The sequence below is a fragment of the Coriobacteriaceae bacterium genome (genome assembly GCA_025992855.1).
GTDB lineage: Bacteria > Actinomycetota > Coriobacteriia > Coriobacteriales > Coriobacteriaceae > Collinsella.
This window is the reverse complement of sequence record DAJPGB010000001.1, coordinates 55,643-79,552: the sequence shown is the minus strand read 5'-3', so window position 1 is coordinate 79,552 and position 23,910 is coordinate 55,643. Positions and strand designations below refer to the sequence as shown.

General features: G+C 57.1%; 25 protein-coding genes and 1 tRNA gene. 22 read left to right on the top strand and 4 right to left on the bottom strand.

Translation table 11 applies throughout. The features are described 5' to 3' along the window. Position 1 precedes the first annotated feature (1 nt). The 17 genes from OIL88_00350 (at position 2) to nagA (OIL88_00270) (ending at position 17,517) form a co-directional block, all read left to right on the top strand. Positions 2-430, top strand: coding sequence for a hypothetical protein (locus OIL88_00350; protein HJI70841.1), 429 nt, complete (start codon positions 2-4; stop codon positions 428-430). A 12-nt stretch (positions 431-442) separates the two neighbouring features. Next, positions 443-1,141 carry a hypothetical protein gene (locus tag OIL88_00345; GenBank protein ID HJI70840.1) on the top strand — a complete coding sequence of 233 codons (699 nt, stop codon included), beginning with the start codon at positions 443-445 and terminating at the stop codon, positions 1,139-1,141. A gap of 6 nt (positions 1,142-1,147) precedes the next feature. Continuing rightward, the gene (locus tag OIL88_00340) at positions 1,148-2,233 is read left to right on the top strand and encodes an isocitrate/isopropylmalate family dehydrogenase (GenBank protein ID HJI70839.1); all 1,086 of its coding nucleotides are present in this window, start codon (positions 1,148-1,150) and stop codon (positions 2,231-2,233) included. Between the two features lie 126 nt (positions 2,234-2,359). After that, complete coding sequence (locus tag OIL88_00335; protein ID HJI70838.1) at positions 2,360-3,442, top strand: hypothetical protein; 1,083 nt, start codon at positions 2,360-2,362, stop codon at positions 3,440-3,442. Between the two features lie 534 nt (positions 3,443-3,976). Then, positions 3,977-5,467 carry a PTS transporter subunit EIIC gene (locus tag OIL88_00330; protein HJI70837.1) on the top strand — a complete coding sequence of 497 codons (1,491 nt, stop codon included), beginning with the start codon at positions 3,977-3,979 and terminating at the stop codon, positions 5,465-5,467. Between the two features lie 232 nt (positions 5,468-5,699). After that, the gene (locus tag OIL88_00325) at positions 5,700-6,431 is read left to right on the top strand and encodes a GntR family transcriptional regulator (protein ID HJI70836.1); all 732 of its coding nucleotides are present in this window, start codon (positions 5,700-5,702) and stop codon (positions 6,429-6,431) included. Positions 6,432-6,574: 143 nt separating this feature from the next. After that, positions 6,575-7,744 carry an N-acetylglucosamine-6-phosphate deacetylase gene (gene nagA, locus OIL88_00320; GenBank protein HJI70835.1) on the top strand — a complete coding sequence of 390 codons (1,170 nt, stop codon included), beginning with the start codon at positions 6,575-6,577 and terminating at the stop codon, positions 7,742-7,744. 32 nt (positions 7,745-7,776) lie between these two features. Then, positions 7,777-8,250, top strand: a complete 474-nt coding sequence (locus OIL88_00315) for a YhcH/YjgK/YiaL family protein (GenBank protein HJI70834.1) — start codon at positions 7,777-7,779, stop codon at positions 8,248-8,250. A 485-nt stretch (positions 8,251-8,735) separates the two neighbouring features. After that, on the top strand, positions 8,736-10,532 hold the full coding sequence (locus OIL88_00310; GenBank protein ID HJI70833.1) for a beta-galactosidase: 1,797 nt from the start codon (positions 8,736-8,738) through the stop codon (positions 10,530-10,532). 2 nt (positions 10,533-10,534) lie between these two features. After that, entirely contained in the window at positions 10,535-10,999 is a 465-nt protein-coding gene (locus OIL88_00305; GenBank protein ID HJI70832.1) for a PTS sugar transporter subunit IIB, read from the top strand. Between the two features lie 93 nt (positions 11,000-11,092). After that, entirely contained in the window at positions 11,093-11,980 is an 888-nt protein-coding gene (locus OIL88_00300; protein ID HJI70831.1) for a PTS sugar transporter subunit IIC, read from the top strand. Further along, positions 11,970-12,809, top strand: a complete 840-nt coding sequence (locus OIL88_00295; GenBank protein HJI70830.1) for a PTS system mannose/fructose/sorbose family transporter subunit IID — start codon at positions 11,970-11,972, stop codon at positions 12,807-12,809. The genes OIL88_00300 and OIL88_00295 overlap by 11 nt, the downstream gene beginning before the upstream one ends. A gap of 188 nt (positions 12,810-12,997) precedes the next feature. After that, positions 12,998-13,621, top strand: coding sequence for a hypothetical protein (locus tag OIL88_00290; protein HJI70829.1), 624 nt, complete (start codon positions 12,998-13,000; stop codon positions 13,619-13,621). A gap of 81 nt (positions 13,622-13,702) precedes the next feature. After that, the gene (locus OIL88_00285; protein ID HJI70828.1) at positions 13,703-14,131 is read left to right on the top strand and encodes a PTS sugar transporter subunit IIA; all 429 of its coding nucleotides are present in this window, start codon (positions 13,703-13,705) and stop codon (positions 14,129-14,131) included. Positions 14,132-14,218: 87 nt separating this feature from the next. Further along, a complete protein-coding gene (locus OIL88_00280) occupies positions 14,219-14,953 on the top strand; it encodes a GntR family transcriptional regulator (protein HJI70827.1) in 735 nt (244 codons plus the stop codon). Positions 14,954-15,064: 111 nt separating this feature from the next. Then, positions 15,065-16,231: an SIS domain-containing protein gene (locus tag OIL88_00275; GenBank protein HJI70826.1), complete on the top strand. Its 1,167-nt coding sequence runs from the start codon at positions 15,065-15,067 to the stop codon at positions 16,229-16,231. Positions 16,232-16,347: 116 nt separating this feature from the next. After that, positions 16,348-17,517: an N-acetylglucosamine-6-phosphate deacetylase gene (gene nagA / locus OIL88_00270; protein ID HJI70825.1), complete on the top strand. Its 1,170-nt coding sequence runs from the start codon at positions 16,348-16,350 to the stop codon at positions 17,515-17,517. A 154-nt stretch (positions 17,518-17,671) separates the two neighbouring features. Here nagA (OIL88_00270) and OIL88_00265 read toward each other — a convergent pair whose 3' ends face one another. Continuing rightward, on the bottom strand, positions 17,672-18,175 hold the full coding sequence (locus OIL88_00265; protein HJI70824.1) for a hypothetical protein: 504 nt from the start codon (positions 18,173-18,175) through the stop codon (positions 17,672-17,674). Between the two features lie 155 nt (positions 18,176-18,330). Here OIL88_00265 and OIL88_00260 point away from each other — a divergent pair, with 155 nt between their 5' ends. Genes OIL88_00260 through OIL88_00245 form a run of 4 tightly spaced genes read left to right on the top strand, consistent with a single transcriptional unit; the run spans position 18,331 to position 20,878 of the window. Further along, on the top strand, positions 18,331-19,212 hold the full coding sequence (locus tag OIL88_00260) for an aldose 1-epimerase family protein (protein HJI70823.1): 882 nt from the start codon (positions 18,331-18,333) through the stop codon (positions 19,210-19,212). A gap of 59 nt (positions 19,213-19,271) precedes the next feature. After that, positions 19,272-20,207 carry a hexose kinase gene (locus OIL88_00255; protein ID HJI70822.1) on the top strand — a complete coding sequence of 312 codons (936 nt, stop codon included), beginning with the start codon at positions 19,272-19,274 and terminating at the stop codon, positions 20,205-20,207. Positions 20,208-20,234: 27 nt separating this feature from the next. Then, positions 20,235-20,372: a hypothetical protein gene (locus tag OIL88_00250; GenBank protein ID HJI70821.1), complete on the top strand. Its 138-nt coding sequence runs from the start codon at positions 20,235-20,237 to the stop codon at positions 20,370-20,372. Between the two features lie 32 nt (positions 20,373-20,404). Beyond that, entirely contained in the window at positions 20,405-20,878 is a 474-nt protein-coding gene (locus OIL88_00245; GenBank protein HJI70820.1) for a YhcH/YjgK/YiaL family protein, read from the top strand. Between the two features lie 135 nt (positions 20,879-21,013). Here the strand turns inward: OIL88_00245 and OIL88_00240 are convergent, their stop codons facing one another. The 3 genes from OIL88_00240 to OIL88_00230 all read right to left on the bottom strand — a co-directional run bounded on the left by OIL88_00240 (position 21,014) and on the right by OIL88_00230 (position 22,236). Next, positions 21,014-21,379 (bottom strand): hypothetical protein, encoded by a 366-nt coding sequence (locus OIL88_00240; protein HJI70819.1) that lies wholly within the window; start codon positions 21,377-21,379, stop codon positions 21,014-21,016. 14 nt (positions 21,380-21,393) lie between these two features. Continuing rightward, positions 21,394-21,903, bottom strand: a complete 510-nt coding sequence (locus tag OIL88_00235; GenBank protein HJI70818.1) for a hypothetical protein — start codon at positions 21,901-21,903, stop codon at positions 21,394-21,396. Positions 21,904-22,160: 257 nt separating this feature from the next. Further along, positions 22,161-22,236 (bottom strand) — tRNA-Thr (locus OIL88_00230). Positions 22,237-22,458: 222 nt separating this feature from the next. Here OIL88_00230 and OIL88_00225 point away from each other — a divergent pair. Next, entirely contained in the window at positions 22,459-23,751 is a 1,293-nt protein-coding gene (locus tag OIL88_00225) for an IS30 family transposase (protein ID HJI70817.1), read from the top strand. Positions 23,752-23,910: the final 159 nt, after the last annotated feature.

Here is a 23,910-nt window from a genome sequence, read left to right as displayed (position 1 = left end):
CATGAGCTGGACGTTCGTGGTGCTCGCGCTGGTGCTCTTTCTCTTTGCGATCTACATCGGCTTTTTGTGCGGCCAGTGGGCGTGCGAAAAGCGCGTCATCACCAAGCGCGACTACTGGATTGCCAACTTTGCGGGAGCGGCGGCAGTTGTCTTGCTGGCCTGGGTGTTCTCGCTGTTCCCGCTGGTGCAGTTTGCGCCGATCGGCTGGCTTGGCGGCTTTATCGCCGGCCTTAAGATGAGCTTTGGCGAGTCCGTTGGTCCGTGGCGCAAGCATGACGAGGTCTTTAACGTCAATAAGGCCCATCGCGCCGCCGCCGACGCGGGCGACGCCGAGGAGCGCCGCCGCGCACGTCGCGATGGCGCTGCCGACCGACAACTCATCTCGGTCACCGATGACAGCAAGGGTGCTGGCAAGCACACCAAGAAATAAGAAGAGGTAACTATGGCAGAAAACAAAGATGAACAGCTCACCGACGAGGAGCTGGCACAGCTTCAGCTGGCAGAGGAGAACGAGAACGCCGTCGACCGTCTGGTCCAGGAGCTCGGCTGCCCCACGCGCCGCATCCGCCAGTTTGCCGCCCGCGTGCTGCACCTGCTGGCCGAGCGCGATCCGCAGCGCGTCGTGCCCTGCGTGCCTGCGCTGATCGAGGCGCTCGATCGCCCCGAGGCTCAGACCCGCTGGGAGGCCCTCGATGCCCTGACGGCGCTCTCCGCCACCTGCCCCGAGCAGATGGGCGATGCCTTTGAGGGCGCCGAGACCGCGCTGTTCGACGAGCTTTCCTCCACGCTGCGCTACGCCGCCTTCCGCCTGCTGTGCGTGTGGGGCGCCACGAGTGTCGAGCGTTCGCGCGAGGCTTGGCCCATCCTGGATGAGGCCATCCAGTGCTATCACGGCGACCTCGAGTACCGCGATATGCTCGGTTGCCTGTACGAGTTTGGCCAGGGCGAGATCGACGCCGAGGTTGCCGAGAAGCTCGCGCTGCGCCTGAAGTTCGACGCCGAGAACGGCAAGGGCAGCTATCTCAAGGCCCGCTCGAGCGAGATTTGCGAAATGCTTGTTAAACGTTTTGGCCTGGATCTCTCCAAAAAGAAGAAGCGTGCTAGCGTTAAAAAATCTGACGACGCCGAAGACGAGGAGTAACAGATTATGGCGCACGATGTAGTCCTGATTCCCGGTGACGGTATCGGTCCCGAGATTACGCAGGCCATGCGCCGCGTGGTCGAGGCCACCGGTGTCCAGATCAACTGGAACGTCCAGGAGGCCGGTGCCGGCGTCATGGACGAGTTTGGCACGCCGCTGCCCCAGCACGTGCTCGATGCGGTCGCCGAGACCAAGGTTGCCATCAAGGGCCCCATCACTACGCCGGTCGGCACGGGCTTCCGCAGCGTCAACGTTGCCCTGCGCAAGCACTTCGACCTGTACGCCTGCGTGCGCCCCTGCCTGTCGCAGCCGGGCGACGGCTCTCGCTTCCGCGACGTCGACCTGGTTATCGTGCGCGAGAACACCGAGGATCTCTACGCCGGCATCGAGTTTGACGAGGGAGCTGCCGAGGTCGAGGAGCTCTCACAGCTCGTTGAGCGCTCGGGCCAGAAGACCTTCGCTGCCGATTCCGCCATCTCGATCAAGCCGATCTCGATCGCCAAGAGCCGCCGTATTGTAGAGTACGCCTTTGAGTATGCCCGCCGTTGCGGCCGCAAAAAGGTGACGGCCGTGCATAAGGCCAACATCATGAAGGCGACCGATGGCCTGTTCCTGCGCGTCGCGCGCGAAGTGGCCGCCAGCTATCCCGATATCGAGTTCAACGACAAGATCGTCGACGCCACCTGCATGGGCTTGGTCCAGAACCCCAACGACTTCGATGTCCTGGTGCTGCCCAACCTGTACGGTGACATCGTGAGCGACTTGTGCGCCGGCCTGGTGGGCGGCTTAGGGATGGCCCCCGGCTCCAACATCGGTGCCGACTGCGCCATCTTCGAGGCAACGCACGGCTCCGCGCCCGATATCGCTGGCCAGGATATCGCTAACCCCACGGCCGAGATCCTCTCTGCTGCGATGATGCTCGATCACCTGGGTGAGAACGACGCTGCCAATCGTATTCGAGCCGCCGTATCTGCCACGCTCGACGAGGGTGAGCAGGTTACCGGCGACGTTCGTCGTGCCCAGACCGGCTCCGTTGAGGGTGCTGTGGGCACGCAAGCCTTTGCCGATGCCGTTATTGCGCACCTGGCCTAAGGTATGCACGCTGCAAGCGCCTAAATAGTACTTAAGTGTTTGCGTATAACCTGAGAATCAATACGCCCGGCGCTCTGTCGGGCGTATTCTATTGCGGACTATGTTTCCTAACAAGGAGTAACTGATATGGGTCTGATTCAAAAGAAGGACGAGAAGGACGAGATCGACGGCATCCAGATCATCGAGCGCGGCGAAGGCCCCGACGGTGACGAGGACGAGAAGATCGACTTGGTCGCCGGTACGTCTGCCGAGCACATTGCTGCCGGTACGACGGCCGAGGAGGAGGACGCCCGCCTGGAGGCTCAGATTGCCGCGGATGCCGCTGACGAGAACCTCATGCCCGAGGAGCAGGACGAGGACGACTCCGACGTGGACGACCGCGCATCCAAGCACAAGAAGACTATGATTGCCGCCTTCGTGGTTGCAGTTGTGATCGCTGCTGTGGTCGGCTTCTTTATCGGCAACGGTGGTTTTGGCGGCAAGGGCGTCGGCTCGGCGACCCTCACCGAGGACCAGCTCGATTCGACCGTGGCAAGCTACAGCTACAACGGCAAGAAGAGTGACATCACCGCGCGCGAGGCCATCGAGAGCCAGTACAGCCTCGATACCGTCAAGGATGGCGATGGCAACTACACCGCTCCCTCTGCCGACGTCATCCTGTCCTACGTGCGCAACAAGATTCTGCTCGATGCTGCCGAAGACGAGGGCATCACCGTCTCTTCCAAGGAGATGAAGAAGTACGCCGAGGATTCCATCGGCACTTCGGACTACAAGACCATGGCCACGCAGTATGGCGTGTCCAAGGACCAGGCCAAGCAGATCGTCCGCCAGTCCGCGACGCTGCAGAAGCTCTACAAGAAGAAGGTCGGCGACAGCTCCGCAAGCATGCCGACCGCCCCGACCGAGCCTTCTGACGGCAACGAGGAGACCGCGAGCAAGGACTACGCCGACTACATCATCAACCTTGCCGGCGACGAGTGGGATAGCGAAAAGGGTACCTGGAAGGACGCCGATAGCACCTACGCTAAGGCCTTCGCTGACGATGCCTTTACGGCCGATAGCGCTACCTACAAGCAGGCCATGACCGCCTATTACACCGCCTACCAGCAGTACTCCTCGCAGGCTTCGAGCGCTAGCTCCAAGTGGACCGAGTACGCCAACGGCCTCTACGCCAAGGCCAACATCAGCATCTACGGCCTGTTTGCGTAAAGATTGCCTGAGCCTTCGAGTACGAAGCCGAAATATCTGATTAAGCCCCCTAGAACGGACATCGTTCTAGGGGGCTTTTTGCGTTGTAGAAAAGGGCGGGGAAGAGGGTGGTAGGGGAGAGGTTATATACAAATTCTTGGAGACTTTATTCATGTAAAGTGAAAACGATTTCGGCCAAACTGGTAGTAACAATGTGGTACCACTGTTCATCTGGTAGTAACCACTTTTGAGATGAAATCGAATGGAAATTGCTAAGAATTAGTTTGGTAATGAAAGAAACGCAGCACATCTACCTGCGTAAATTACCGTTTACGGGCCAAAAATAACCGTTTGGCAACGATATAGTAATTTGAACGAAATGTGGTGGACGTTTGAATTGAGTGTGTGCTACCGTACATACCAGCAACCCGAGAAAAGGGACTGGGTTGTCTAAGTTTGCGCTTAATGCCGGCAAGCGGAGAAGCCGGTATGCAGAGGGCGCGGACATGGAACTCGTTGGTGAACAACGAAAGAAAGGTTGGAGGAGATACCAATATGATGAAGTACCTCCAGAAGCTCGGCAAAGCGCTGATGCTTCCCGTCGCGGCGCTTCCCGTCGCAGGCATTCTTATGGGTGTGGGCTACCTGCTCGCTCCCGCAGTCATGGGTGCTGCCGGTGACACTACCGGTTTTGCCTATACCGCCGGTTTCCTGCTCATCAAGGCAGGCGGCGCTCTTATCGATAACATGGCCTGGCTGTTCGCAGTCGGCGCCGCTGTCGGCCTTGCCGACGATCACGATGGCACCGCTGGCCTCGCTGGCCTCGTCGCCTTCCTGATGATCCAGCAGCTCCTGAACCCCGCTGTTGTTGGCACCATTCGTGGTATGGACGCCGATGCTCAGACCGCTTGGCTTGCCACGACCGAGGGCATCGCGTTCTCCAAGATCGCTGGTAACTCCTTCATCGGCATCCTGTCCGCCATCATCGGTGGTACTTGCTACAACAAGTTCAAGGACACCCGTCTTCCCGACTGGCTGGCCTTCTTCTCCGGCAAGCGTTGCGTCGCCATCATGACCGCCGTTATCAGCATCGTCGTCTCCGTCGTCCTGCTCTTTGCTTGGCCGCTCATCTTCGGTGCTCTTGTTGCTCTTGGTGAGGGTATCGCCGCCATGAGTGGTATCGGCGCTGGCATCTACGCCTTCCTCAACCGCCTGCTCATCCCGACCGGTCTGCACCACGCACTCAACAACGTGTTCTGGTTCGACACCATCGGCCTGGGCGACCTGACCCACTTCTGGGCTGGCGAGACCTCCGCTGACGTCAAGTGGAGCCTCGGTATGTACATGTCCGGCTTCTTCCCCTGCATGATGTTCGGTATCCCGGGCGCTGCCCTGGCTATGGTTCAGACCGCTAAGAACAAGAAGGCTGCTATCGGCCTGGTTGTCTCCGCTGCCATCTGCGCCTTCGTCTGCGGCGTCACCGAGCCCTTCGAGTTCGGCTTCATGTTCCTGTGCTTCCCGCTCTACGTCGTGTACGCTGCCCTGTACGGCGTCTTCACCGTCATCACCTACTTTGTTGGTTTCCGTGCCGGCTTCTGCTTCTCCGCTGGTGCTACCGACCTCCTGTTCTCCGCTAGCCTCCCGGCTGCTGCCAACACCTGGATGATCATCCCGCTGGGCATCGCTGCCTTCCTGGTCTTCTACCTCGTGTTCCGCTTCGCCATCACCAAGTTCAACCTCATGACCCCTGGTCGCGAGGATGAGGATGTCGAGGAGACCTCCGCTTCCGCCGCTGCTGGCGACGACAAGTTCGCCGCTCTGGCCGCCGCTGTTCTTGCTGCCGTCGGTGGCAAGGAGAACGTCAAGACCGTTGACTGCTGCGCTACTCGCCTGCGCTTCGAGCTCGGCGATTCCGCTCTGGTCGACGAGGCTGCCTGCAAGAAGGCCGGCGCTCTGGGTGTCATGAAGATGGACAAGGGTGCTACCCAGGTCATCATCGGCACGCAGGTCCAGGCTGTTGCCGAGGAGCTCAAGAAGCTTCTCTAAGCCTTAAAGACGTATCTGTCTTGCAAAGGGTCGTCCCGCTCCGCGGGGGCGGCCCTTTTTGCTACCTCGATACCTGATGTAGCGTTGTAATTGGTATTACAGTGCGCAGGCTATCAACCGGCAAACAATATTGAAATATGCTGGTTGACCTGCTGTTATTCCAATAAAACTGCTATAGTACGTGGTGTCTGGTTACAACCAATTTCGAGTCATTTATCCGGCAGGTATCATTATGGCAATGGGAGCGCGCAAACAACCTCTGTACGATCAGCTCGTCGATTTGCTGACCGATAAAATCGATCACGAACTTCGGCCCGGCGACTATTTGCCGTCCGAGCGTGACTTGTCGGAACGCTACGGACTCTCGCGTACGACGGTTCGCCTTGCCCTGCAGGAGCTTGAACGCCTGGGCCTGGTGGTTCGTCAGCGCGGCCGTGGAACCATGGTGTGCGACCGCTCTCTGCAAACGGCAAACCTCACGCAGACCTATAGCTTTACCGAGCAGATGAAGGCGATCGGCCGTGTGCCCAAGACAACGATTCTCGAGTTTACCGAGGTCGAGGCTGACAAGAATATTGCCGTAGAGATGAACGCGCGCCTGGGCGAGCGTCTGTACAAGATCAAGCGCCTGCGTATTGCCGATGGTGTGCCGCTGATGATTGAGTGTACATATCTGCCAAGCCGCAAGTTCTTTGCGCTTAAGCGCCCCATGATCGAGAACAAATCACTGTACGACATGATCGAGCAGGACTTTCACGAGAAAGTTCGCGTGGCAGAGGAAGAATTCTACGCGAGTATCGCACGCCATTCCGACGCTCGTCTGCTCGAGATTGCCGAAGGCGCACCGGTCCTGGATTTGATTCGTACCACATATGACATGAACAACGAGGTTATCGAGTATACGCGTTCGGTTGCGCGTGCCGACCAGTTTAAGTACAAGGTCTACCACAACCGCGCAGTCTAGAGTTATTGGGTATAAACGGCTTGGCGTGTTTTGCGGCGGGTGCAAAATGTGCCAAGCGGTAGAAGGCAACGAACAATCGCTCGAATTAACAATGCAGTGGTTTTTGATCCGCCCTAAAACACACTGCGGGTACGGGAGCATAGATGAGCACGTATGCTATCAAGGCCGACAAGTTCTTTTTGCCGGCGGGGCCGCAGCTGGGCGGCTTCCTGATGGTCGAAGACGGCGTCTTTGGCGCTTGGCAGGCCGATGAGCCCGCTTGCGAGATCAAAGATTATTCGGGTACATGGATTGCACCGGGTATGGTGGACACCCATATCCATGGTTTCTATAACCATGCCACGACTGACAACGATGCTGAGGGTATCAACATCAGCTCGACCGAGCTTGCTCGTCGTGGTACCACCAGCTGGCTGCCTACGACCTTTACCGACGGCGTGGAGCAGATCAAGGACGCCTGTGCCGCTATTGCGCAGGCGGACGAAGAGCGCGGGCCCGAGTTCTGCGGTGCTCGTATTCAGGGTATCTACCTGGAGGGTCCGTTCTTTACCATGAAGCATGTGGGCGCCCAGAACCCCGCTTATCTGATCGACCCGTCCGAGGAAATTTTTGACGAGTGGCAGGAGGCCGCCGGCGGTCGTATCGTCAAGAGCGCCATGGCGGCCGAGCGTGACGGCGCCGCCGCTTACGCTGCGGCTCTGAGCGCCAAGGGCGTTGTGACCTGCATTGGCCACTCCGATGCCACCTATGATGAGTGCGCAGCCGCCATCAATGCTGGCGCCAGCTGCTTTACGCATACCTATAACGGCCAGCGTGGCCTCCATCACCGTGAGCCCGGTGTTGTCGGGGCTGCTATGACCACGCCCAACACCTATGCCGAGATCATTTGCGACGGTAAGCACGTGAACCCTGCTGCTATCAAGGCACTGCTGCAGGCCAAGGGCTGGCAGCACACGGTGCTGATCACCGACTGTCTGGGTTGCGGCGGCATGCCCGAGGGCAAGTACACCAGCGGCGGCATGGACGTCATTATGAAGGACAACCTTTGCTGGCTCGCCGATGGCTCTGCTATCGCCGGCTCGGTGCTCACGCTCGCACAGGGCGTCAAGAACATCGTCGACTGGGGTCTTGCGAGCGCTGATATCGCAATTCGCATGGCGACCGAGGTGCCCGCGCGTTCTGCTCACGTCGAGGATAAATGTGGCAGCATTATGCCCGGCCGCGATGCCGACTTTGTCGTGTTCAATCCCGACCTTACCCTGGTCGAGACGTATGTGGGTGGCAACAGCGTCGGTAACGCGTTTGCCGAGTAGCCGCCAAAGAAACGATCCGAGAGGGGATTTAGATGATTTACGGTGCACTGGGCGATATCGAGGAATACCGCGGAATGCTCAAGGGCCTCGACGTGCTGATTGACTGGCTCGAGGAGAACGACCCGGCGCAGCTCGAGGTCGGCAGCCATCCGATTCTGGGCGACAAGGTCTTTGCGAACGTCATGGCTCCCACGACGCGTCCCGAGGACGAGGCTCACTATGAGACGCATCAGCGCTATCACGACCTGCAGATTGACGTCGAGGGTCGTGAGGCCTTTAAGGTCGCTACGGGTAGCCTGACGCTGGTCCAGGAGTTTGACGAGAAGGACGACTACGATTTGGTCGATTCCGACGCTTCGATCGCCGGCGATCTTGCCGACGACAAGTTCGCGCTGTTCGTTGCCGGTGAGCCTCACATGCCCACGCTCGAGTTCCCGGGCGATGGCGCGCAGCCGGTCAAGAAGATCTGCTTTAAGTTGCTTGCCGACGCCTACTGGGAGGAGTAGCGAGCTGCTCGGCTGAGCTGTTCGCCTGATGGCGTGATTCCCCTAGGGAAATCACGCCACGACCCCGCCAAGCGTGTTTTCCCTAGGGGAATCACGTTTGGCGGGGTTTTATGTTTATGAATAGGGGAACTGAAGCCGTGACGATGCTTGGGTTGGCGCACGCGCACTCAAATCGGCAACAACAAAGTAGATAAGCATTTGAAGAAATGCGATTGAAGCATAATGTAACTAGTATGAAATAGTGGATAGCTGGTACATACCACCTTTCAAATATAGAATCGTTAGAAATCTATAGTTAAAAAGTAATTTACCAGCGGGTTTATATTTTGTTCATTAAAGCCGTTCATCGTCATTTGGCTACCGTTTACGGACCACTTCAGATTCTGACTACATAATTGCGTCAATGCGTCCATAATAGGCAAGGCGTTTAGCTGAGGGCCGAGGAACCGGCATCCGCGTCGTAGAGCACGAAGATCGGGAGTAGCATGCATTCGTTTAAAATCACCAATCAATTCCTACTCGATGATGAGCCGTTCACCATCTTGTCGGGGGCGATTCACTATATGCGTGTTCATCCGAGCGACTGGCATCACTCGCTCTATAACCTTAAGGCTCTTGGGTTTAATACGGTCGAAACGTATGTACCGTGGAATCTTCATGAGCCAAAGCCTGGCGTCTTTGATTTTTCTGGTTCAATTGATTTGGCGGCATTTCTTGATGAGGCGGCGTCGCTCGGTCTGTATGCAATTGTTCGGCCTTCTCCGTTTATTTGCGCAGAATGGGAATTTGGCGGCATGCCAGCATGGCTGCTGCGCCAACATGATATGAGACCGCGTAGCAGCGACCCCAAGTTTCTTGCTCACGTTGCGCATTACTACGACCATCTCATGCCGATACTCGTCCCGCGTCAGATTGACAAGGGCGGAAACATCATCATGATGCAGGTTGAAAACGAGTATGGATCATATTGCGAGGATAAGGACTATCTTCGTGCGATTCGTCGCCTTATGGTCGAGCGTGGGGTTTCCGTGCCCCTTTGTACTTCCGATGGTCCGTGGCGCGGGTGTCTTCGTGCCGGTACGCTCATTGACGATGATGTGTTGTGCACCGGCAACTTTGGTTCTCATGCAAAGGAGAACTTTGAGGCTCTTTCTGCTTTTCACAAGGAACATGGAAAACAATGGCCTCTTATGTGCATGGAATTGTGGGACGGCTGGTTCAATCGCTATGGGGAGAACGTCATCAGACGCGATCCCGAAGATCTTGCCTCTTGCGTTCGCGAGGTGCTCGAGCTTGGAGGATCTTTAAACCTCTACATGTTTCATGGAGGCACCAACTTTGGATTTATGAACGGATGTTCTGCACGCCATACGCATGACCTGCACCAGGTGACATCATATGACTACGATGCTCCATTGGACGAACAGGGCAACCCGACCGAGAAATACTTCGCAATTCAAAGGACAGTTCACGAGCTGTATCCCGATATCGCGCAAAGCAAGCCGTTAACAAAAAAGACGTTTTCCATGCCCGATATTTCGGTGAGTGAGCGCGTAAGTCTCTTTAATGTGCTCGATATTCTTTCGGAGCCGATTGAAGCTCAATATCCTATGCCTATGGAAGAGATGGGTCAGTCGTATGGATATACGTTATATACCACGACTGTCGAGCGTGACCGTGCAGATGAAGAGCGTATTCGGGTTATTGACGCCCGCGACCGTGCACAGGTGTTTGTGAACGGTGACAAAGTGGCGACGCAGTATCAGGAGCACATTGGGGAAGATATTCACTGCGTTCTTCCCTGTGAACAAAACCGCCTGGATGTTCTGACCGAGGATATGGGTCGCGTCAATTATGGTCACAAATTGCTCGCTGATACGCAGCATAAGGGCATTAGGACAGGAGTTTGCGTTGATCTTCACTTTGTTACCGGTTGGGAGATGCGTTGTCTGCCACTCGATAACATCGATAATCTTGATTATTCCGCCGGCTGGGTAGAGGGGCAACCTTCCTTTTACCGCGCAAAGTTTGATATATCTGAGCCGGCTGATACCTTTATCGACACTACGGGTTTTGGAAAGGGTGTGGCATTCGTAAACGGAACGAATGTCGGACGTTTTTGGGATAAGGGTCCCATCATGACGCTCTATGTTCCGCACGGTTTATTGCACCCTGGTACCAATGAGCTCGTTATGTTCGAAACAGAGGGCGTGTATGATGCGAAAATCTCCCTTCGCTCTGAGCCCGTTATCCGTACACTTGAACAAGAAGGAGTTGAGTAGAAATGATTGTAGGCGCACGAGTCGACTTTCGCTTGATTCACGGACAGGTGGCAAACCTCTGGTCTAACGCCCGTCAGGTAAGCCGCTTCATGGTAGTTGACGACGAGGTATCGCAAGATGCTACCCAAAAGCAGGTTCTTCGCATGGCTTGCCCGGCAACTGTGAAGTTGTCCGTGCTTCCTGTCGACAAGGCCGCTGCCAACATCACTGCTGGCAAATATGATGCGCAACGTCTCTTTATTGTTGCGAAAAAGCCTGAGGTCTACGTTCGACTTTTGGAGCAAGGTGTTAAGCTTGAGCAGCTCATCGTCGGTAATATGACGACAATGGAGCCGGTCAAGAAGCTGTCTCGCAACATTAGTTGCGACCAGGGGGACCTTGATGCATTTGCCAAACTCAAGGCCGATAATCTTCCTGTTGTCATTCAGCTGACGCCGCAGGATAACCCAGAGGCTTTCACGCTCTAGTCGAATTAACGCTAGGCCGTGAAGGGGGATGCGCGGTTTATATAAGCGTATTGGTATTGTAGAAACTGTTACACCTTAAATAAGGAGTTAACCATGATTGCTTGGTGGCAGATTCTTCTGTTAACCCTGTATGCGGGTTATCAGATTCTGGATGAGCTGAACTGGTACACCTGTGCCGGCTCAGCCGTCTTCTCTGGTATGATTACCGGTTTGATTATGGGTGACCTACAGACTGGCCTGTTTATCGGCGGCAGCATGCAGCTCACCGTCCTGGGCGTTGGTACCTTTGGCGGCGCCTCTCGTATCGATGCCAACTCCGGCACTCTGGTCGCCACGGCCTTTGCCGTGGGCGCGGGCATGAATCCCGAGACGGCTCTTGCCGCTATCGGCGTACCTGTCGCTGCCATTCTCGTTTACACCGATATCGCCGGTCGTTTCGCCAACACGTTCTTCGGTCACATGTGCGATGCCGATATCGAGAAGATGAACTGGGGCGCCTACAACGTACACTACTTGCTCGGTGCCGTTTCCTGGATGTTGTCCCGCATGATTCCGGTCTTCCTGGCTCTCGCATTTGGCCAGGGCTTGGTCGAGGGCATCACCACCGCCCTTAACGGCGACTTGAAGTGGCTGGGTGACGGTCTGTCTGTTGCTGGCGGTGCCTTGCCCGCCGTTGGCTTCGCCATCCTGCTCCGTTACCTGCCAGTCAAAAAGCACGTCGCCTACCTGCTGCTCGGCTTTGTAATCGCCGCCCTGTTTGGTACGGCCTTCACGAGCATCATTAACCTCAACACCAACATCGTCGCTGTGAACGCCGCGCTTGGTAAGGGCGCCGTGGATATGGTCGGTATGTTCAATAACATGTCGATGCTGGCGATCGCTATTATTGGCTTTGCTCTGTCTTTGCTGTACTACAAGAACAACCAGCGTCCCGTCGCTGCTGCTGGCGCTGCGGAGGGAGACGACGACGATGAGCTCTAATGAGAAACTCGCCAATGGCACCACTGGCTACAAGATTACCAAGGACGACCTTGCGCAGATCAACCGTCGTAACCTGCTTGGTTTCCAGGATGGTTGGAACTACGAGCGCATGCAGCACTCTGGTTATCTCTGGATTATCCTGCCCACACTGCGTAAGCTGTACGGCGACGGCACGCCGGAGCTAAAGGAAGCCTGCCGCGCCCAGTGCGCACCGTTCTTCAACACCTCAAACTTCCTCAACACGATCATCACCGGTATCGATTTGGCGATCGAGGAAGAGGAGGGCATTGAGGGCCTCGAGGCTGTTGCCGGTCTCAAGACTGGTCTCATGGGACCGCTGGCTTCCATCGGCGATTCCATCTTCGGTTCGCTGCTCCCGACCATTTTCGGCGCCCTGGCTGCCAATATGGCCATGAACGGCAACCCCTTGGGTATCTTCATCTGGGTTGCCGTTAACATTCTTGTTGACTGGTTCCGCTGCAAGCAGACCCACATGGCCTATGAGCAGGGTATGAAGCTCGTCACCACCATGAGCGATCGCCTGAACGCGTTGACCGACGCGGCCTCCGTAATGGGTGTCTTTATGGTCGGTGCTCTGGTCGCAACCAATGTCGGTATCGTTATTGCGGCGAAGCCTGTTATCGGCGGCGTTACCGTTGATTTGCAGAACATCTGCAATATGATTTGCCCCAAGCTGGTTCCTGCCGCACTCGTCGGCTTCGTATACTGGCTCCTCGGTAAGAAGGGCATGACCTCGACGAAGGCCATCTTTATCGTCTTGGTTCTGTCCATTGCCTTGGGTGCATTCGGTATCATTTGCAAGGGCTAAATACCCCATATTGTCACGGCATTTGAGCCTCAATTGAGACGTGGCGCACACCTCCAAGGCGACTTTATCGCCATATCCCCTGGAGTGTGCGCCTCTTTTGTTTTGTCGGACACCGCTGTTCATAGGCGGTTATGCAGTCATCGTGTTCGATTAATTCCTTAAGGCTGCCTTGAAGGGAATATAGTGCAATGCCATTTTGGATCGTCCTGTTCATTTGTGTTGTCGTGGCTTATTTCGCTGTGACCGAAGGAGCGAAAAAATACTTCGATATGAAATTGCAGGTATTGTTTAACTTGGGCTTATACCAAGATTGCATAGACCTGCTCGATCGCAAACTTGCGCGTATAGTAATGTCTACGTATAAGCAGTATTACCTGCGTTTCACGATCTATGAAGCTGCTGATATGGACGCATATGCGGATCGAATGCTTGACCACTTGCTGGAGATGTCGTGCAGCGATAAACAACGTCGACAGCTTGCGGTTCGCGCCTTTAATTTCTATATCAAGACGGGTGACCGGAAGCGGGCAGCGTCCATGTTGGAAGAGATGCGCCCCATCGTGTCGAAGGGCATTTTGGCGGACAGTCAATTGACCTACGACATAGTCTTTTGCCGTCGGCATGATAAGATCGATGAGATGGAAGCTATGCTGGATACGAACGACCTTGGGTTACGCGGAAAGCTCTATCTGCTGCTTTCATATCAATATGAGAGCAGCGGGAACAAGGACGAAGCACGTAGATATCGCAACCTTGAAAAGCAGCTTAGAGACGCTCACAGACCTCCCACGATAAAACAAAATACTCACTAAACTTTAATGATGCAGTGGTCGTAAGAGCCCTTTTGAGGGGTTCTTTGGCTAGAGAAAGCGAACGGTAGAAAGGTAGATAGAATGATTGGATTTGTACTAACTGGTCACGGTCAGTTTGCACCTGGTTTGAAAAGCGCTGTGGATATGGTCGCCGGCGAACAGCCTAATTTTGAGGTAGTTCCTTTTGCGGGCTCGGAGGCGGTTACTTTTGGTGATGATTTGCGAACCTGCATTGCCAAGATGCGTCAAGCTTGTGATGGCGTATTGGTGTTTGTTGATTTGCTTGGCGGTACTCCGTTCAATCAAGCTATCCCAATGACGACTGAGCTCGATAACGTGACCGTTGTCACCGGAACAAATCTACCTATGTTGGTAGAGCTCGTTATGACGCGTGCGTTTGGAGACCCAACGCTTGATGAACTTGCCGAACGCGCACGGGTCGTTGGTCGTGAGGGAGTCGATCTCAAGAAACTCGAGAGTGCTGACATTGATGAAGACGATGAGATGTAGTGTCGCTATTAGCCCATTTATGGGACATGTTGATGCATTACCTGAAGGCTGAAGTATTGGTCAATTGCTAATTACGTGGAGAATATCATGACGTGCAAGAGGCACAGGCAACCGCTATACGATCAGCTCGTAGATATTCTGATCGAGAAAATTGATCATGAATATCAGCCAGGTGATTTGATTCCGTCCGAACGTGAACTTGCCGAACGCTACGGGCTTTCGCGATCGACTGTCCGACTTGCAATTCAGGAACTTGAGTATCTTGGTCGGATTGTGCGAAAACAAGGTCGCGGTACGTTTGTTGCCGATCGACTAGCTCAAGCAACAAATCTTACCCAATCGTACAGTTTTACTGAACAGATGAAAGCGATGGGCCGGCTGCCAGAAACAACCATCTTAGAGTTCTGTGAAATGGAAGCAGATAAAACGCTCTCGATACAAATGGGGATTCGTTTGGGTGAAAAGGTGTTAAAACTCAAACGTTTACGGATGGCAGATGGTATACCTATGATGGTTGAGCGTAGCTATCTTCCAGCAAGGCTCTTTATTTCACTCAAGCGTCCTCTACTCGAACAGAAGCCCCTTTACGATGTCATTGAGCAGGATTATCAGCAGAAAATTCGAGTAGCGGATGAGGAGTTCTCTGCGGGTATAGCACGTCCATGTGACGCTCGGCTTCTAGGTATTAGTGAGGGTGCGCCAGTTCTGGACATAGTCCGAACTACTCACAACACCCAAAATGATGTTGTCGAGTTCACGCTTTCGGTGGCTCGCGCGGACAAGTTCAAGTACAGAATCTCTCACTATCGAGATACTGTGTGATCGGATACGAGTGCTAACGAAAGAAAAACAGCCTATGACTACTACTCGATTTGACTTTTCAGGTTGAGTCTTTGTATATCAGGCAATTTAGTAAAGAAAGAGGTATTAGAAATGTTCGAGAAGAGTGTCGAGGAGCTCACCGAGCTCGGCGCCCAGATCACCACGGCCGAGATTGCTCAGCAGCCCGAGCTTTGGCGTGATACGCTCAACATCTATCGCGAGAACAAGGAGGCCATCGAGGCCTTCCTGGCCGAGGCTCGCGCTATGGGCGAGGGTCGTCTGTCCGTTGTCTTCACCGGTGCCGGTACGTCCGACTACGTTGGCGATACCTGCGCCCCGTACCTGCGTCACGCTGGCAACACTGATCTCTACGACTTTAAGCCCATCGCCACGACCGACATCGTGAGCGCCCCGCGCGACTTCCTGCGCGCCGAGGATCCCACGCTCGTGGTTTCCTTTGCCCGTTCTGGCAACAGCCCCGAGAGCCTTGCCGCCGTTGCCGTTGCCAAGGAGCTCGTCCACAACGTCAAGTTCCTCAACATCACCTGCGCTCCCGAGGGCAAGCTCGCCGTCGAGTCTGCCGATGATCCCAATGCGCTGACGCTGCTCATTCCGCGCGCCAACGACAAGGGCTTCGCCATGACTGGCTCTTATTCCTGCATGACCCTGCTCTCCACCCTTATTTTCGACACTGCCTCTGACGAGCAGAAGGCCGAGTGGGTCGAGACGATTGCCAAGATGGGCGAGGAGGTCATCTCTCGTGAGTCTGAGATCGCCGATTACCTGGCTGGCGACTTCAGCCGCGTGACCTACTTGGGTTCTGGCTCCTTTGGTGGCCTTGCCCAGGAGAGCCAGCTCAAGATCCTCGAGCTTGCTCACGGTCTGGTCGCTACTTCCTACGACACCTCCATGGGCTATCGTCACGGACCCAAGTCCTTCGTCGACGATAAGACGCTCGTCTTCGTGTTCGTCAACAACGACGCCTACACCCGTCAGTACGACATCGACATCCTCAACGAGATCGGTGGCGACGAAATCGCTCAGCACACCATCGCCGTTCAGCAGGAAGGTGCTACCGTCTATGAGGGTGAGTCCTTCACCTTTAAGGGCTACGAAGCGCTTCCCGAGGGCTACCTCGCTCTGCCGTTCGTGATGTTTGCCCAGGCCATCAGCCTGCTCAACTCCGTGCGCGTGGGCAACACGCCCGATACGCCGAGCCCCACCGGCACGGTCAACCGCGTGGTCAAGGGCGTGACGATTCACCCCTTCACCGCTTAATCGCGTCCCTCTGTAAGGGCGCCCGTCCGCTCATAACGGCGGGCGGGCGCTTTTTGTTTTACCTGAGCTGGGTATAGCATCACCACAGTCAACTGCTTTAGAAGCAAGGAGTGCATATGAGCACGTACGCAATTAAGGCTGACAAGTTCTTCTTGCCGGCAGGCCCGCAACTGGGCGGCTATCTTATGGTCGAGGATGGCGTCTTTAGCGCCTGGCAGGCCGACGAGCCCTCTTGCGAGATTAAGGACTACACGGGGTCGTGGATCGCACCGGGTATGGTCGATACTCACATCCATGGCTTCTACAACCACTCAACTACCGATAATGATCCCGAGGGCATCGATATCAGCTCGACCGAGCTCGCCCGTCGCGGTACCACCAGCTGGCTGCCCACGACGTTCACCGATGGCGTCGAGCAGATCAAGGACGCCTGCGCCGCCATCGCTCAGGCGGACGAGGGTCGCGGCCCCGACTTCTGCGGTGCCCGCATTCAGGGCATCTACCTGGAGGGCCCCTTCTTTACCATGAAGCACGTGGGCGCGCAGAACCCCGCTTACCTCATCGATCCCTCCGAGGAGGTCTTCGATCAGTGGCAGGAGGCTGCGGGTGGTCGCATCGTTAAGAGCGCCATGGCGGCCGAGCGCGACGGTGCCGCTGCTTATGCGGCTGCTCTGAACGCCAAGGGTGTGGTGACCAGCATCGGTCACTCCGACGCCACCTACGATGAGTGCATCGCCGCCATCAACGCCGGTGCCAGCTGCTTTACGCATACCTATAACGGTCAGCGCGGGCTGCATCACCGTGAGCCCGGTGTCGTGGGCGCTACCATGTCCACGCCCGAGACCTACGCCGAGATCATCTGTGACGGCAAGCACGTTAACCCTGCCGCCATCAAGGCGCTGCTGCAGGCAAAGGGCTGGCAACACACGGTGCTCATCACTGACTGCCTGGGCTGCGGCGGCATGCCCGAGGGCAGCTACACCAGTGGTGGCATGGACGTCATCATGAAGGACAACCTGTGCTGGCTCGCCGACGGCAAGAGCATTGCCGGCTCGGTGCTCACGCTTGCCCAGGGCGTCAAGAACATCGTCGACTGGGGCATCGCCAGCGCCGATATCGCCATTCGCATGGCAACCGAGGTGCCGGCTCGCTCTGCGCACATCGAGGATAAGTGCGGCAGCATCATGCCGGGTCGCGACGCCGACTTTGTCGTGTTCGACCATGAGCTCACCCTCGTCGAGACGTATGTTGGCGGTCAGAGCGTCGGCAACGCCTTTACCGAGTAACGATAGAAAAAACGGCGGGCCCGAATCTGCTCGGACCCGCCGTATGGGTTAAACGCTCAAAAGCACCTTTACAGTTACAGCTTGTTAGCGATCTTCTTTGCCGTGCGCTTGACGCCGGCCACCAGGCCTCCTGCAGGATGCTCCTTCTCGTAGGCTAGACGCTTCTCGCGCTTGGCATACTCTTCGACGATGATGTCGCCGTACTCGTCTTCGATCTTGTCGAAGAAGTCGACGGCGCCCTTAATTTCTTCAGCGGTCGGGTGTCCCTTTTGGACACCGCCGGTGAGTTTGAACGGCCCCCACGTATCAAACCGGGGCAGCCGTAGACCTCCATAAAGATGGCCTGCCTCATGCGGCAGATACCATCGATATCCTTGCCGTACCACTTGTTTTTGCCACCGTAGGTCATAAGGCCAAACACCTTGTTCTGCGGCTGCAGCACGTTCGTGAGCACGCGTGCCATGTCCTTGTCGATCTCGGAGTAATAGATGCCCGTGGCGACGCCAATCAGATGGTATTCGTGCAGGTCGGGATACTCGTTTTTGCCAAGCGCCTTGACGTCGAGGGTATCGATTTCGGGGTGCGCCTCGACGATGGCGTCCACGAGCTTTTTCGTATTGCCGTGGTGGCGCGAGGCATAGAGGATGATGGTTCGCATAAGAAGGCCTTTCAGCTGTAATTGCATCAATGTCTGTATGGTGCCCCGTTGCATGCCTGGGATACCGGATGCATCGGTGAACGTGCGGGTTTGTCCTTTGGTCAGGGCCGAGACAGGTACTTGCGAGCAAAAGCAGTTGTTCGAAAGGATGGGCAATGGAATACGCTCTCTCCAACGATTCGATTTCTATTAAGGTGTCCACGGCTGGTGGTTCGTTTACCTCGATTGAGGCTGGAGGTCGCGAGTACTTGTGGCAGGGCGATCCCGCCGTGTGGTCCGGCCAAGCACCGATTTGCTTCCCGATTTGCGGAGGCTTGCGCGACAACAGCGCCATGACGTTTGCCGGGCATCATGTAAAGCTCGCTCGCCACGGGTTTGCGCGCAAACAGGAGTGGAAGCTGCTGAGCCAAGGCGAAAACGAGCTGGTGATGTGCCTGGCTTCCGAGGATAACGCCGCGCTGCTGAGCGATTATCCGTATCTGTTTAAGCTTGTCGCTCGCTATACGCTCGAGGACGCTGCCGTGCGCGTCTCCTATGAGGTGACCAACGAGGGAACCGAGGACATGCCGTTCTTTATCGGCGGTCATCCCGGCTTTAGGTGTCCGCTCGATGAGGGCGAGGCCTATACGGACTACGAGTTGCGCTTTGAGAAGGACGAGGCTGCGGAGCTTTGCACTGCCGTCCCCTCGACTGGCTTGATTGACGTGACCAATCGCTCCAAGAACCCCATGGTGGGAAAGACACTGCCTCTGTCGCATGAGCTCTTCGATTTTGCGGAGACCATCTTTGATGTGCTCGAGAGCCGTCAGGTCACGCTTTCTAAGAAGGACGAGGACAAGGGCGTCCGCCTGAGCTTTGAGGGCTTCCCATATCTCATTGTGTGGAGTAAGCCCGAGGGCGATTTTGTGGCGGTTGAGCCCTGGGGCGGCCTTTCGACCTGCTCCGATGAGGACGACGTGCTTGAGCACAAGCGCGGCTGCCTTGTCGCCAAGCCCAAGGAGACCGTCGTTCGCTCGTTCACGATTAAGATTCTGTAATTCTGTTTTGTCGACTCGTATCGCGAGGCACAAGGAGCCTGCGAGATAAGGAGCTAAAAATGATCCTCACCGTTACGATGAACCCGTCTGTCGATACGCGCTATCAGCTCGATGAGCTCGTTATCGACGACGTTAACCGTGTGACGCCCGAAAAGACCGCTGGCGGCAAGGGCCTCAACGTGGCCCGTGTGCTGGGTCAGCTGGGCGACGACGTTGTGGCAACCGGTCTGCTCGGCGGCCACATGGGCGCCTACATGGCTGAGCTCATGGACGCCAACGGTATTAACAACGACTTTGTGCCCATCAAGGGCGAGACTCGCATTTGCCTCAACATCCTCCACGCCGGCAACCAGACCGAGCTGCTCGAGAGTGGCCCGACAATTGCCCCCGAGGAACTCGATGCCTTTACCGCCAAGTTTACTGAGCTTGCGGGCAAGGCCGACGTCGTCACCATTTCGGGTTCTCTGCCCCGCGGTGTCGAGGCAGACTACTATGCCAAGATTACGGGCATTGCCGAGAACGCCGGCGCCAAGGTGCTGCTCGATACCTCGGGTGCTTCGCTCGAGGCCGCCCTTAAGTCCGAAATTAAGCCCGAGCTGGTCAAGCCTAACCTGACCGAGATCAACGGCCTTCTGGGCACGAGCTTTACCACCGACGATGTGGACGAGCTCCGCGCCGCGCTCGCCTCTGATGCCCGCTTCTCCGATATCCCCTGGGTCGTCGTGTCCATGGGCGCTGCCGGCTCCGTTGGCTTCCACAATGGCCGTGCGTTCCGCGCAAAGACGCCCGATATCCCTGCCGTTAACGCCACGGGCTCTGGTGACTCCACTATCGCTGGCTTCGCGCATGCCATTGCTGCTGGCGCGGACGACGAGACGGTGCTGCGTACTGCCAACACCTGCGGCAAGCTCAATGCCATGGATCCCATGACCGGCCATCTGGTCATGGACCGTTGGGACGAGGTCTACAACGGCGTTGTTGTGACCGAGCTGTAAAAGCCTGGGCGTCGGCCCCGGCATTGCTTGCTAGCTCATGTCGACGACAAGTGCGGTAGCATTATGCTGGGGCGCGACGCCGGCTTTGTCGTGTTCAGTCCCGACCTTACCCTGGTCGAGACGTGTGTGGGTGGCAACAGCATCGGTAACGTGTTTGCCGAGTAGCCGCCAAAGAAACGATCCGAGAGGGGATTTAGATGATTTACGGTGCACTGGGCGATATCGAGGAATACCGCGGAATGCTCAAGGGCCTCGACGTGCTGATTGACTGGCTCGAGGAGAACGACCCGGCGGAGCTCGAGGTCGGCAGCCATCCGATTCTGGGCGACAAGGTCTTTGCGAACGTCATGGCTCCCACGACGCGTCCCGAGGACGAGGCTCACTATGAGACGCATCAGCGCTATCACGACCTGCAGATTGACGTCGAGGGTCGTGAGGCCTTTAAGGTCGCTACGGGTAGCCTGACGCTGGTCCAGGAGTTTGACGAGAAGGACGACTACGATTTGGTCGATTCCGACGCTTCGATCGCCGGCGATCTTACCGACGACAAGTTCGCGCTGTTCGTTGCCGGTGAGCCTCACATGCCCACGCTCGAGTTCCCGGGCGATGGCGCACAGCCGGTCAAGAAGATCTGCTTTAAGTTGCTTGCCGACGCCTACTGGGAGGAGTAGCGAGCTGCTCGGCTGAGCTGTTCGTCTGATGGCGTAATTTCCCTAGGGAAATCACGCTAGGACCCCGCCAAACGTGCTTTTCCTAGGGGAATCACGTTTGGCGGGGTTTTCGGTTTTTGAATAGGGAAGCCTCATTTATTTGCGAAGAACATCGGCTAGCCGCAGGATTGAAATCATCGACCGATAAGTGAGTTCCACTTTTTCGCCCGCAAGCAGTCGTTTCGAGCCAATCTCATCTAGCCCCACAAGCCGAGAAAACAGCGGGCCGCTCATCGTGCCCTCGTCAATTGATTCCCTTATGGTCTTCAAAACGTCCGTATCATGAAGCGATGCCGAGCTGTAGGGGGCAACACGAGCGGAACTCTCAATTAACGACGAGACAAAAGGATGGAGATGCTTTGGACATAGTCCATCAAACACCACATCCCCATTGTCGTTCGAGCCGACCAGGCGCCAAGTATAATGATCGACCCAGTCATCCCCGTCATATATGGCGTCCATGAGCAACTTCCCGTCTAGAGAGAGAAACCTATTTGGACATCGGGGCGCAAGACCGCAATCCATATCGGGCCTGCAGCAGCTCCAACCCAACGCACCACATAGGTTCCCTTTCGTACATGTGTATCAATCTGCCCCGAAATGCCGGTGAATGCAATTCCAGACCCGTTTGTCGGATAGCAATTGACGTATTTTTGTTTTCCGCTCACAACCTTGTATAGATATATCGTTCCAGCAAAAGAGAAGGGATCGTTCGCAATTTTGTCCGGAAGAACTTGCCACCTCAAAATCCCGCTACCAATATGGTCAAGCTTGACCGTTCCGCCGTCCCCCTCAAAAGTGGCAAGGGGATTTACCCCAGACTGAGAGTCGGCATCGCCCTCCTTAGCAGTTATCAGCAGGCTGCCCGTATAAGACTGCTGAGGCTCACCTTCAGGACAGACAGCCTCGGCCCAAGAAGGGCCACTCAGGCAGAACAGTCCGAGCAGCATCAATACCAACAAAAGAAAACCCTTAGTTCTTTTCATCTATATCCCCAATGTCTCTCGACATTTGTATATTGTGACCATTTTAGATCTATATGGCCAATTCGAGCCCTCACCATGGCAATTGTTGCAGCTGGGTTTCTTTTCATTAAAATTTCACTTTGGTAAATCCCCGCCCCTAAGCATTAAACCCGAAGTCCACCGAGTGGGCCGCTGTTGACGTGGCGATGCTTGGATTGGCGCGCACGCACTCAAAATCGGCAACAAAAAAGCCGCCCGTAGGCGGCTATCTTGTGCAATGGAGCCAGCGACCGGGCTCGAACCGGTGACCCCCGCTTTACGAGAGCGGTGCTCTACCAACTGAGCTACGCTGGCGGCCATGTGGTGACGCAAGTGAGGCGTCAACGGCTGTCTATGATACGGGACATCGCACATCCGCGCAAGTGTTCTGACGGCTTTTCTCACTTTAAATGCACTAACCTTGATTATCAACTTCATCCGAACACCTCCCACATTCATCCGTACATGTGCGGATGAATGTGGGAACCCGATACCCTGAGGGCCGGACCGGCCGGCCCCGGGAGATCGGAGGACGGCATGTCCGGAAAGAGGAAGAAGGGTCCCGAGAAGGCGGCCCCGAGGGCCTACGGCAGGCTCACCAGGCACGAGCGGGACACGGTCCAGAGGATGCTGGAACGCGGGGCCTCGTGCAGGGAGATCGCGAGGGAGCTGGGCAGGTCGCCCTCGACGGTGAGCGCCGAGGTGGCGTCGCACAGGTTCGTGACGGCGCCGAAGGCCAGGCGCGGCGAGCGCGTGGACGGCTCGGCCGACCTGTCGGCGGCCTGCCCGCGCCTGGCCGCGTGGCCGCGCTGCTGCAACGGCTGCGGCCGCTACCGCGCGGTGGGCTGCAAGCGCCGCCCGCACGTCTTCTACGAGGCCCGCGCCGCGCAGCTGTGCGCCGACTCGGTGCTCGTCTCGTCCAGGCGCGGGATCGATGCCGACGAGCCGGCCGCGGCGGCCAGGCTGGAGGCCATAAGGGGCTGCCTGCGCCGGGGGCTGTCCCCCGAGCAGATGGCGGCGTGCAACGGCGGGCCGGTGGACCTGTCGCCGTCGACCATCTACCGCTGGGTCGCGGCGGGCTACGACGGCATGACCAACATGGAGCTCAGGCGCAAGGTCGGCTACAGGCCGCGCAAGCGCGCCGCCGGCCGGGCGGCCACGCGCCACTCCGCCCGCAGGTCGCACGCCGCGTTCCTCGCCCTCGGGGAGGACGCGTGCGCCGCGGCCTGGGAGATGGACACCGTCGAGGGCGCCAGGGAGGACTCGGCCTGCCTGCTCACGCTGCTCCACCGCCCCAGCAGGCTCCAGCTGGCGCTCCTGCTCGAGGCGAAGGACTCGGCGAGCGTGGAGGCGGCGCTGGAGGGCGTGCGCTCGGTGCTGGGCGCCGACGGCATGGGGAGGGTCTTCCGCGCCGTGCTCACCGACAACGGCGCGGAGTTCTCCGACGAGGGCGCGATCGCGGCGCTCCTCGGCGAGGGGCCGGGCGAGACGAGGCTGTTCTACTGCGACCCCAGGCGCAGCGACCAGAAGGGCGCCTGCGAGCGAAACCACGTCGAGATAAGGAAGCTGCTTCCCAAGGGCGCGTGCCTCAGGTTCGACCGGCTCGCCCCGGCGGACCTGGCGCTGGCCATGTCGCACGTGAACTCCGAGCCCCGCGGCGCGCTCGGCTTCTCGACGCCCGCCCGCGCCTTCAGGGCGATGCTCGGCGGCGACGCGGCGGCGCTGCTGGACGCCTGCGGCGTGGAGGAGGTGCCCATCGGCGAACTCGACCTGACGCCGGGCCTCATCGAGAGGGCGCGCGCCGAGAGGGGCGATGCCCCGCTGGCCTAGTCTGAAGGCAAAACGGAATAGACGGACCGACCGTCCGGCTGAGTCTGGGAAGAGGTGCCGGGCGGAGGGCGGAGCATGGCCACCGGACCCATCGAAACACATCTCCACCGTTCCTTCAACTGGGAAAACGGCGCCCCCGGGGCCCGTGAGGGGCCTCGG

What these genes read in the sequence shown, in the direction of transcription:
- OIL88_00280 (HJI70827.1), top strand. Translation starts at nt 14,219, where the DNA reads ATGACGTGCAAGAGGCACAGGCAACCGCTATACGATCAGCTCGTAGAT.
- OIL88_00325 (HJI70836.1), top strand. Translation starts at nt 5,700, where the DNA reads ATGGCAATGGGAGCGCGCAAACAACCTCTGTACGATCAGCTCGTCGAT.
- OIL88_00290 (HJI70829.1), top strand. Translation starts at nt 12,998, where the DNA reads ATGCCATTTTGGATCGTCCTGTTCATTTGTGTTGTCGTGGCTTATTTC.
- OIL88_00275 (HJI70826.1), top strand. Translation starts at nt 15,065, where the DNA reads ATGTTCGAGAAGAGTGTCGAGGAGCTCACCGAGCTCGGCGCCCAGATC.
- OIL88_00310 (HJI70833.1), top strand. Translation starts at nt 8,736, where the DNA reads ATGCATTCGTTTAAAATCACCAATCAATTCCTACTCGATGATGAGCCG.
- OIL88_00330 (HJI70837.1), top strand. Translation starts at nt 3,977, where the DNA reads ATGATGAAGTACCTCCAGAAGCTCGGCAAAGCGCTGATGCTTCCCGTC.
- OIL88_00350 (HJI70841.1), top strand. Translation starts at nt 2, where the DNA reads ATGAGCTGGACGTTCGTGGTGCTCGCGCTGGTGCTCTTTCTCTTTGCG.
- OIL88_00240 (HJI70819.1), bottom strand. Translation starts at nt 21,379, where the DNA reads ATGGACGCCATATATGACGGGGATGACTGGGTCGATCATTATACTTGG.
- OIL88_00260 (HJI70823.1), top strand. Translation starts at nt 18,331, where the DNA reads ATGGAATACGCTCTCTCCAACGATTCGATTTCTATTAAGGTGTCCACG.
- OIL88_00315 (HJI70834.1), top strand. Translation starts at nt 7,777, where the DNA reads ATGATTTACGGTGCACTGGGCGATATCGAGGAATACCGCGGAATGCTC.
- OIL88_00255 (HJI70822.1), top strand. Translation starts at nt 19,272, where the DNA reads ATGATCCTCACCGTTACGATGAACCCGTCTGTCGATACGCGCTATCAG.
- nagA (HJI70835.1), top strand. Translation starts at nt 6,575, where the DNA reads ATGAGCACGTATGCTATCAAGGCCGACAAGTTCTTTTTGCCGGCGGGG.
- OIL88_00300 (HJI70831.1), top strand. Translation starts at nt 11,093, where the DNA reads ATGATTGCTTGGTGGCAGATTCTTCTGTTAACCCTGTATGCGGGTTAT.
- OIL88_00345 (HJI70840.1), top strand. Translation starts at nt 443, where the DNA reads ATGGCAGAAAACAAAGATGAACAGCTCACCGACGAGGAGCTGGCACAG.
- OIL88_00235 (HJI70818.1), bottom strand. Translation starts at nt 21,903, where the DNA reads ATGAAAAGAACTAAGGGTTTTCTTTTGTTGGTATTGATGCTGCTCGGA.
- OIL88_00225 (HJI70817.1), top strand. Translation starts at nt 22,459, where the DNA reads ATGTCCGGAAAGAGGAAGAAGGGTCCCGAGAAGGCGGCCCCGAGGGCC.
- nagA (HJI70825.1), top strand. Translation starts at nt 16,348, where the DNA reads ATGAGCACGTACGCAATTAAGGCTGACAAGTTCTTCTTGCCGGCAGGC.
- OIL88_00305 (HJI70832.1), top strand. Translation starts at nt 10,535, where the DNA reads ATGATTGTAGGCGCACGAGTCGACTTTCGCTTGATTCACGGACAGGTG.
- OIL88_00285 (HJI70828.1), top strand. Translation starts at nt 13,703, where the DNA reads ATGATTGGATTTGTACTAACTGGTCACGGTCAGTTTGCACCTGGTTTG.
- OIL88_00295 (HJI70830.1), top strand. Translation starts at nt 11,970, where the DNA reads ATGAGCTCTAATGAGAAACTCGCCAATGGCACCACTGGCTACAAGATT.
- OIL88_00335 (HJI70838.1), top strand. Translation starts at nt 2,360, where the DNA reads ATGGGTCTGATTCAAAAGAAGGACGAGAAGGACGAGATCGACGGCATC.
- OIL88_00340 (HJI70839.1), top strand. Translation starts at nt 1,148, where the DNA reads ATGGCGCACGATGTAGTCCTGATTCCCGGTGACGGTATCGGTCCCGAG.
- OIL88_00245 (HJI70820.1), top strand. Translation starts at nt 20,405, where the DNA reads ATGATTTACGGTGCACTGGGCGATATCGAGGAATACCGCGGAATGCTC.
- OIL88_00265 (HJI70824.1), bottom strand. Translation starts at nt 18,175, where the DNA reads ATGCGAACCATCATCCTCTATGCCTCGCGCCACCACGGCAATACGAAA.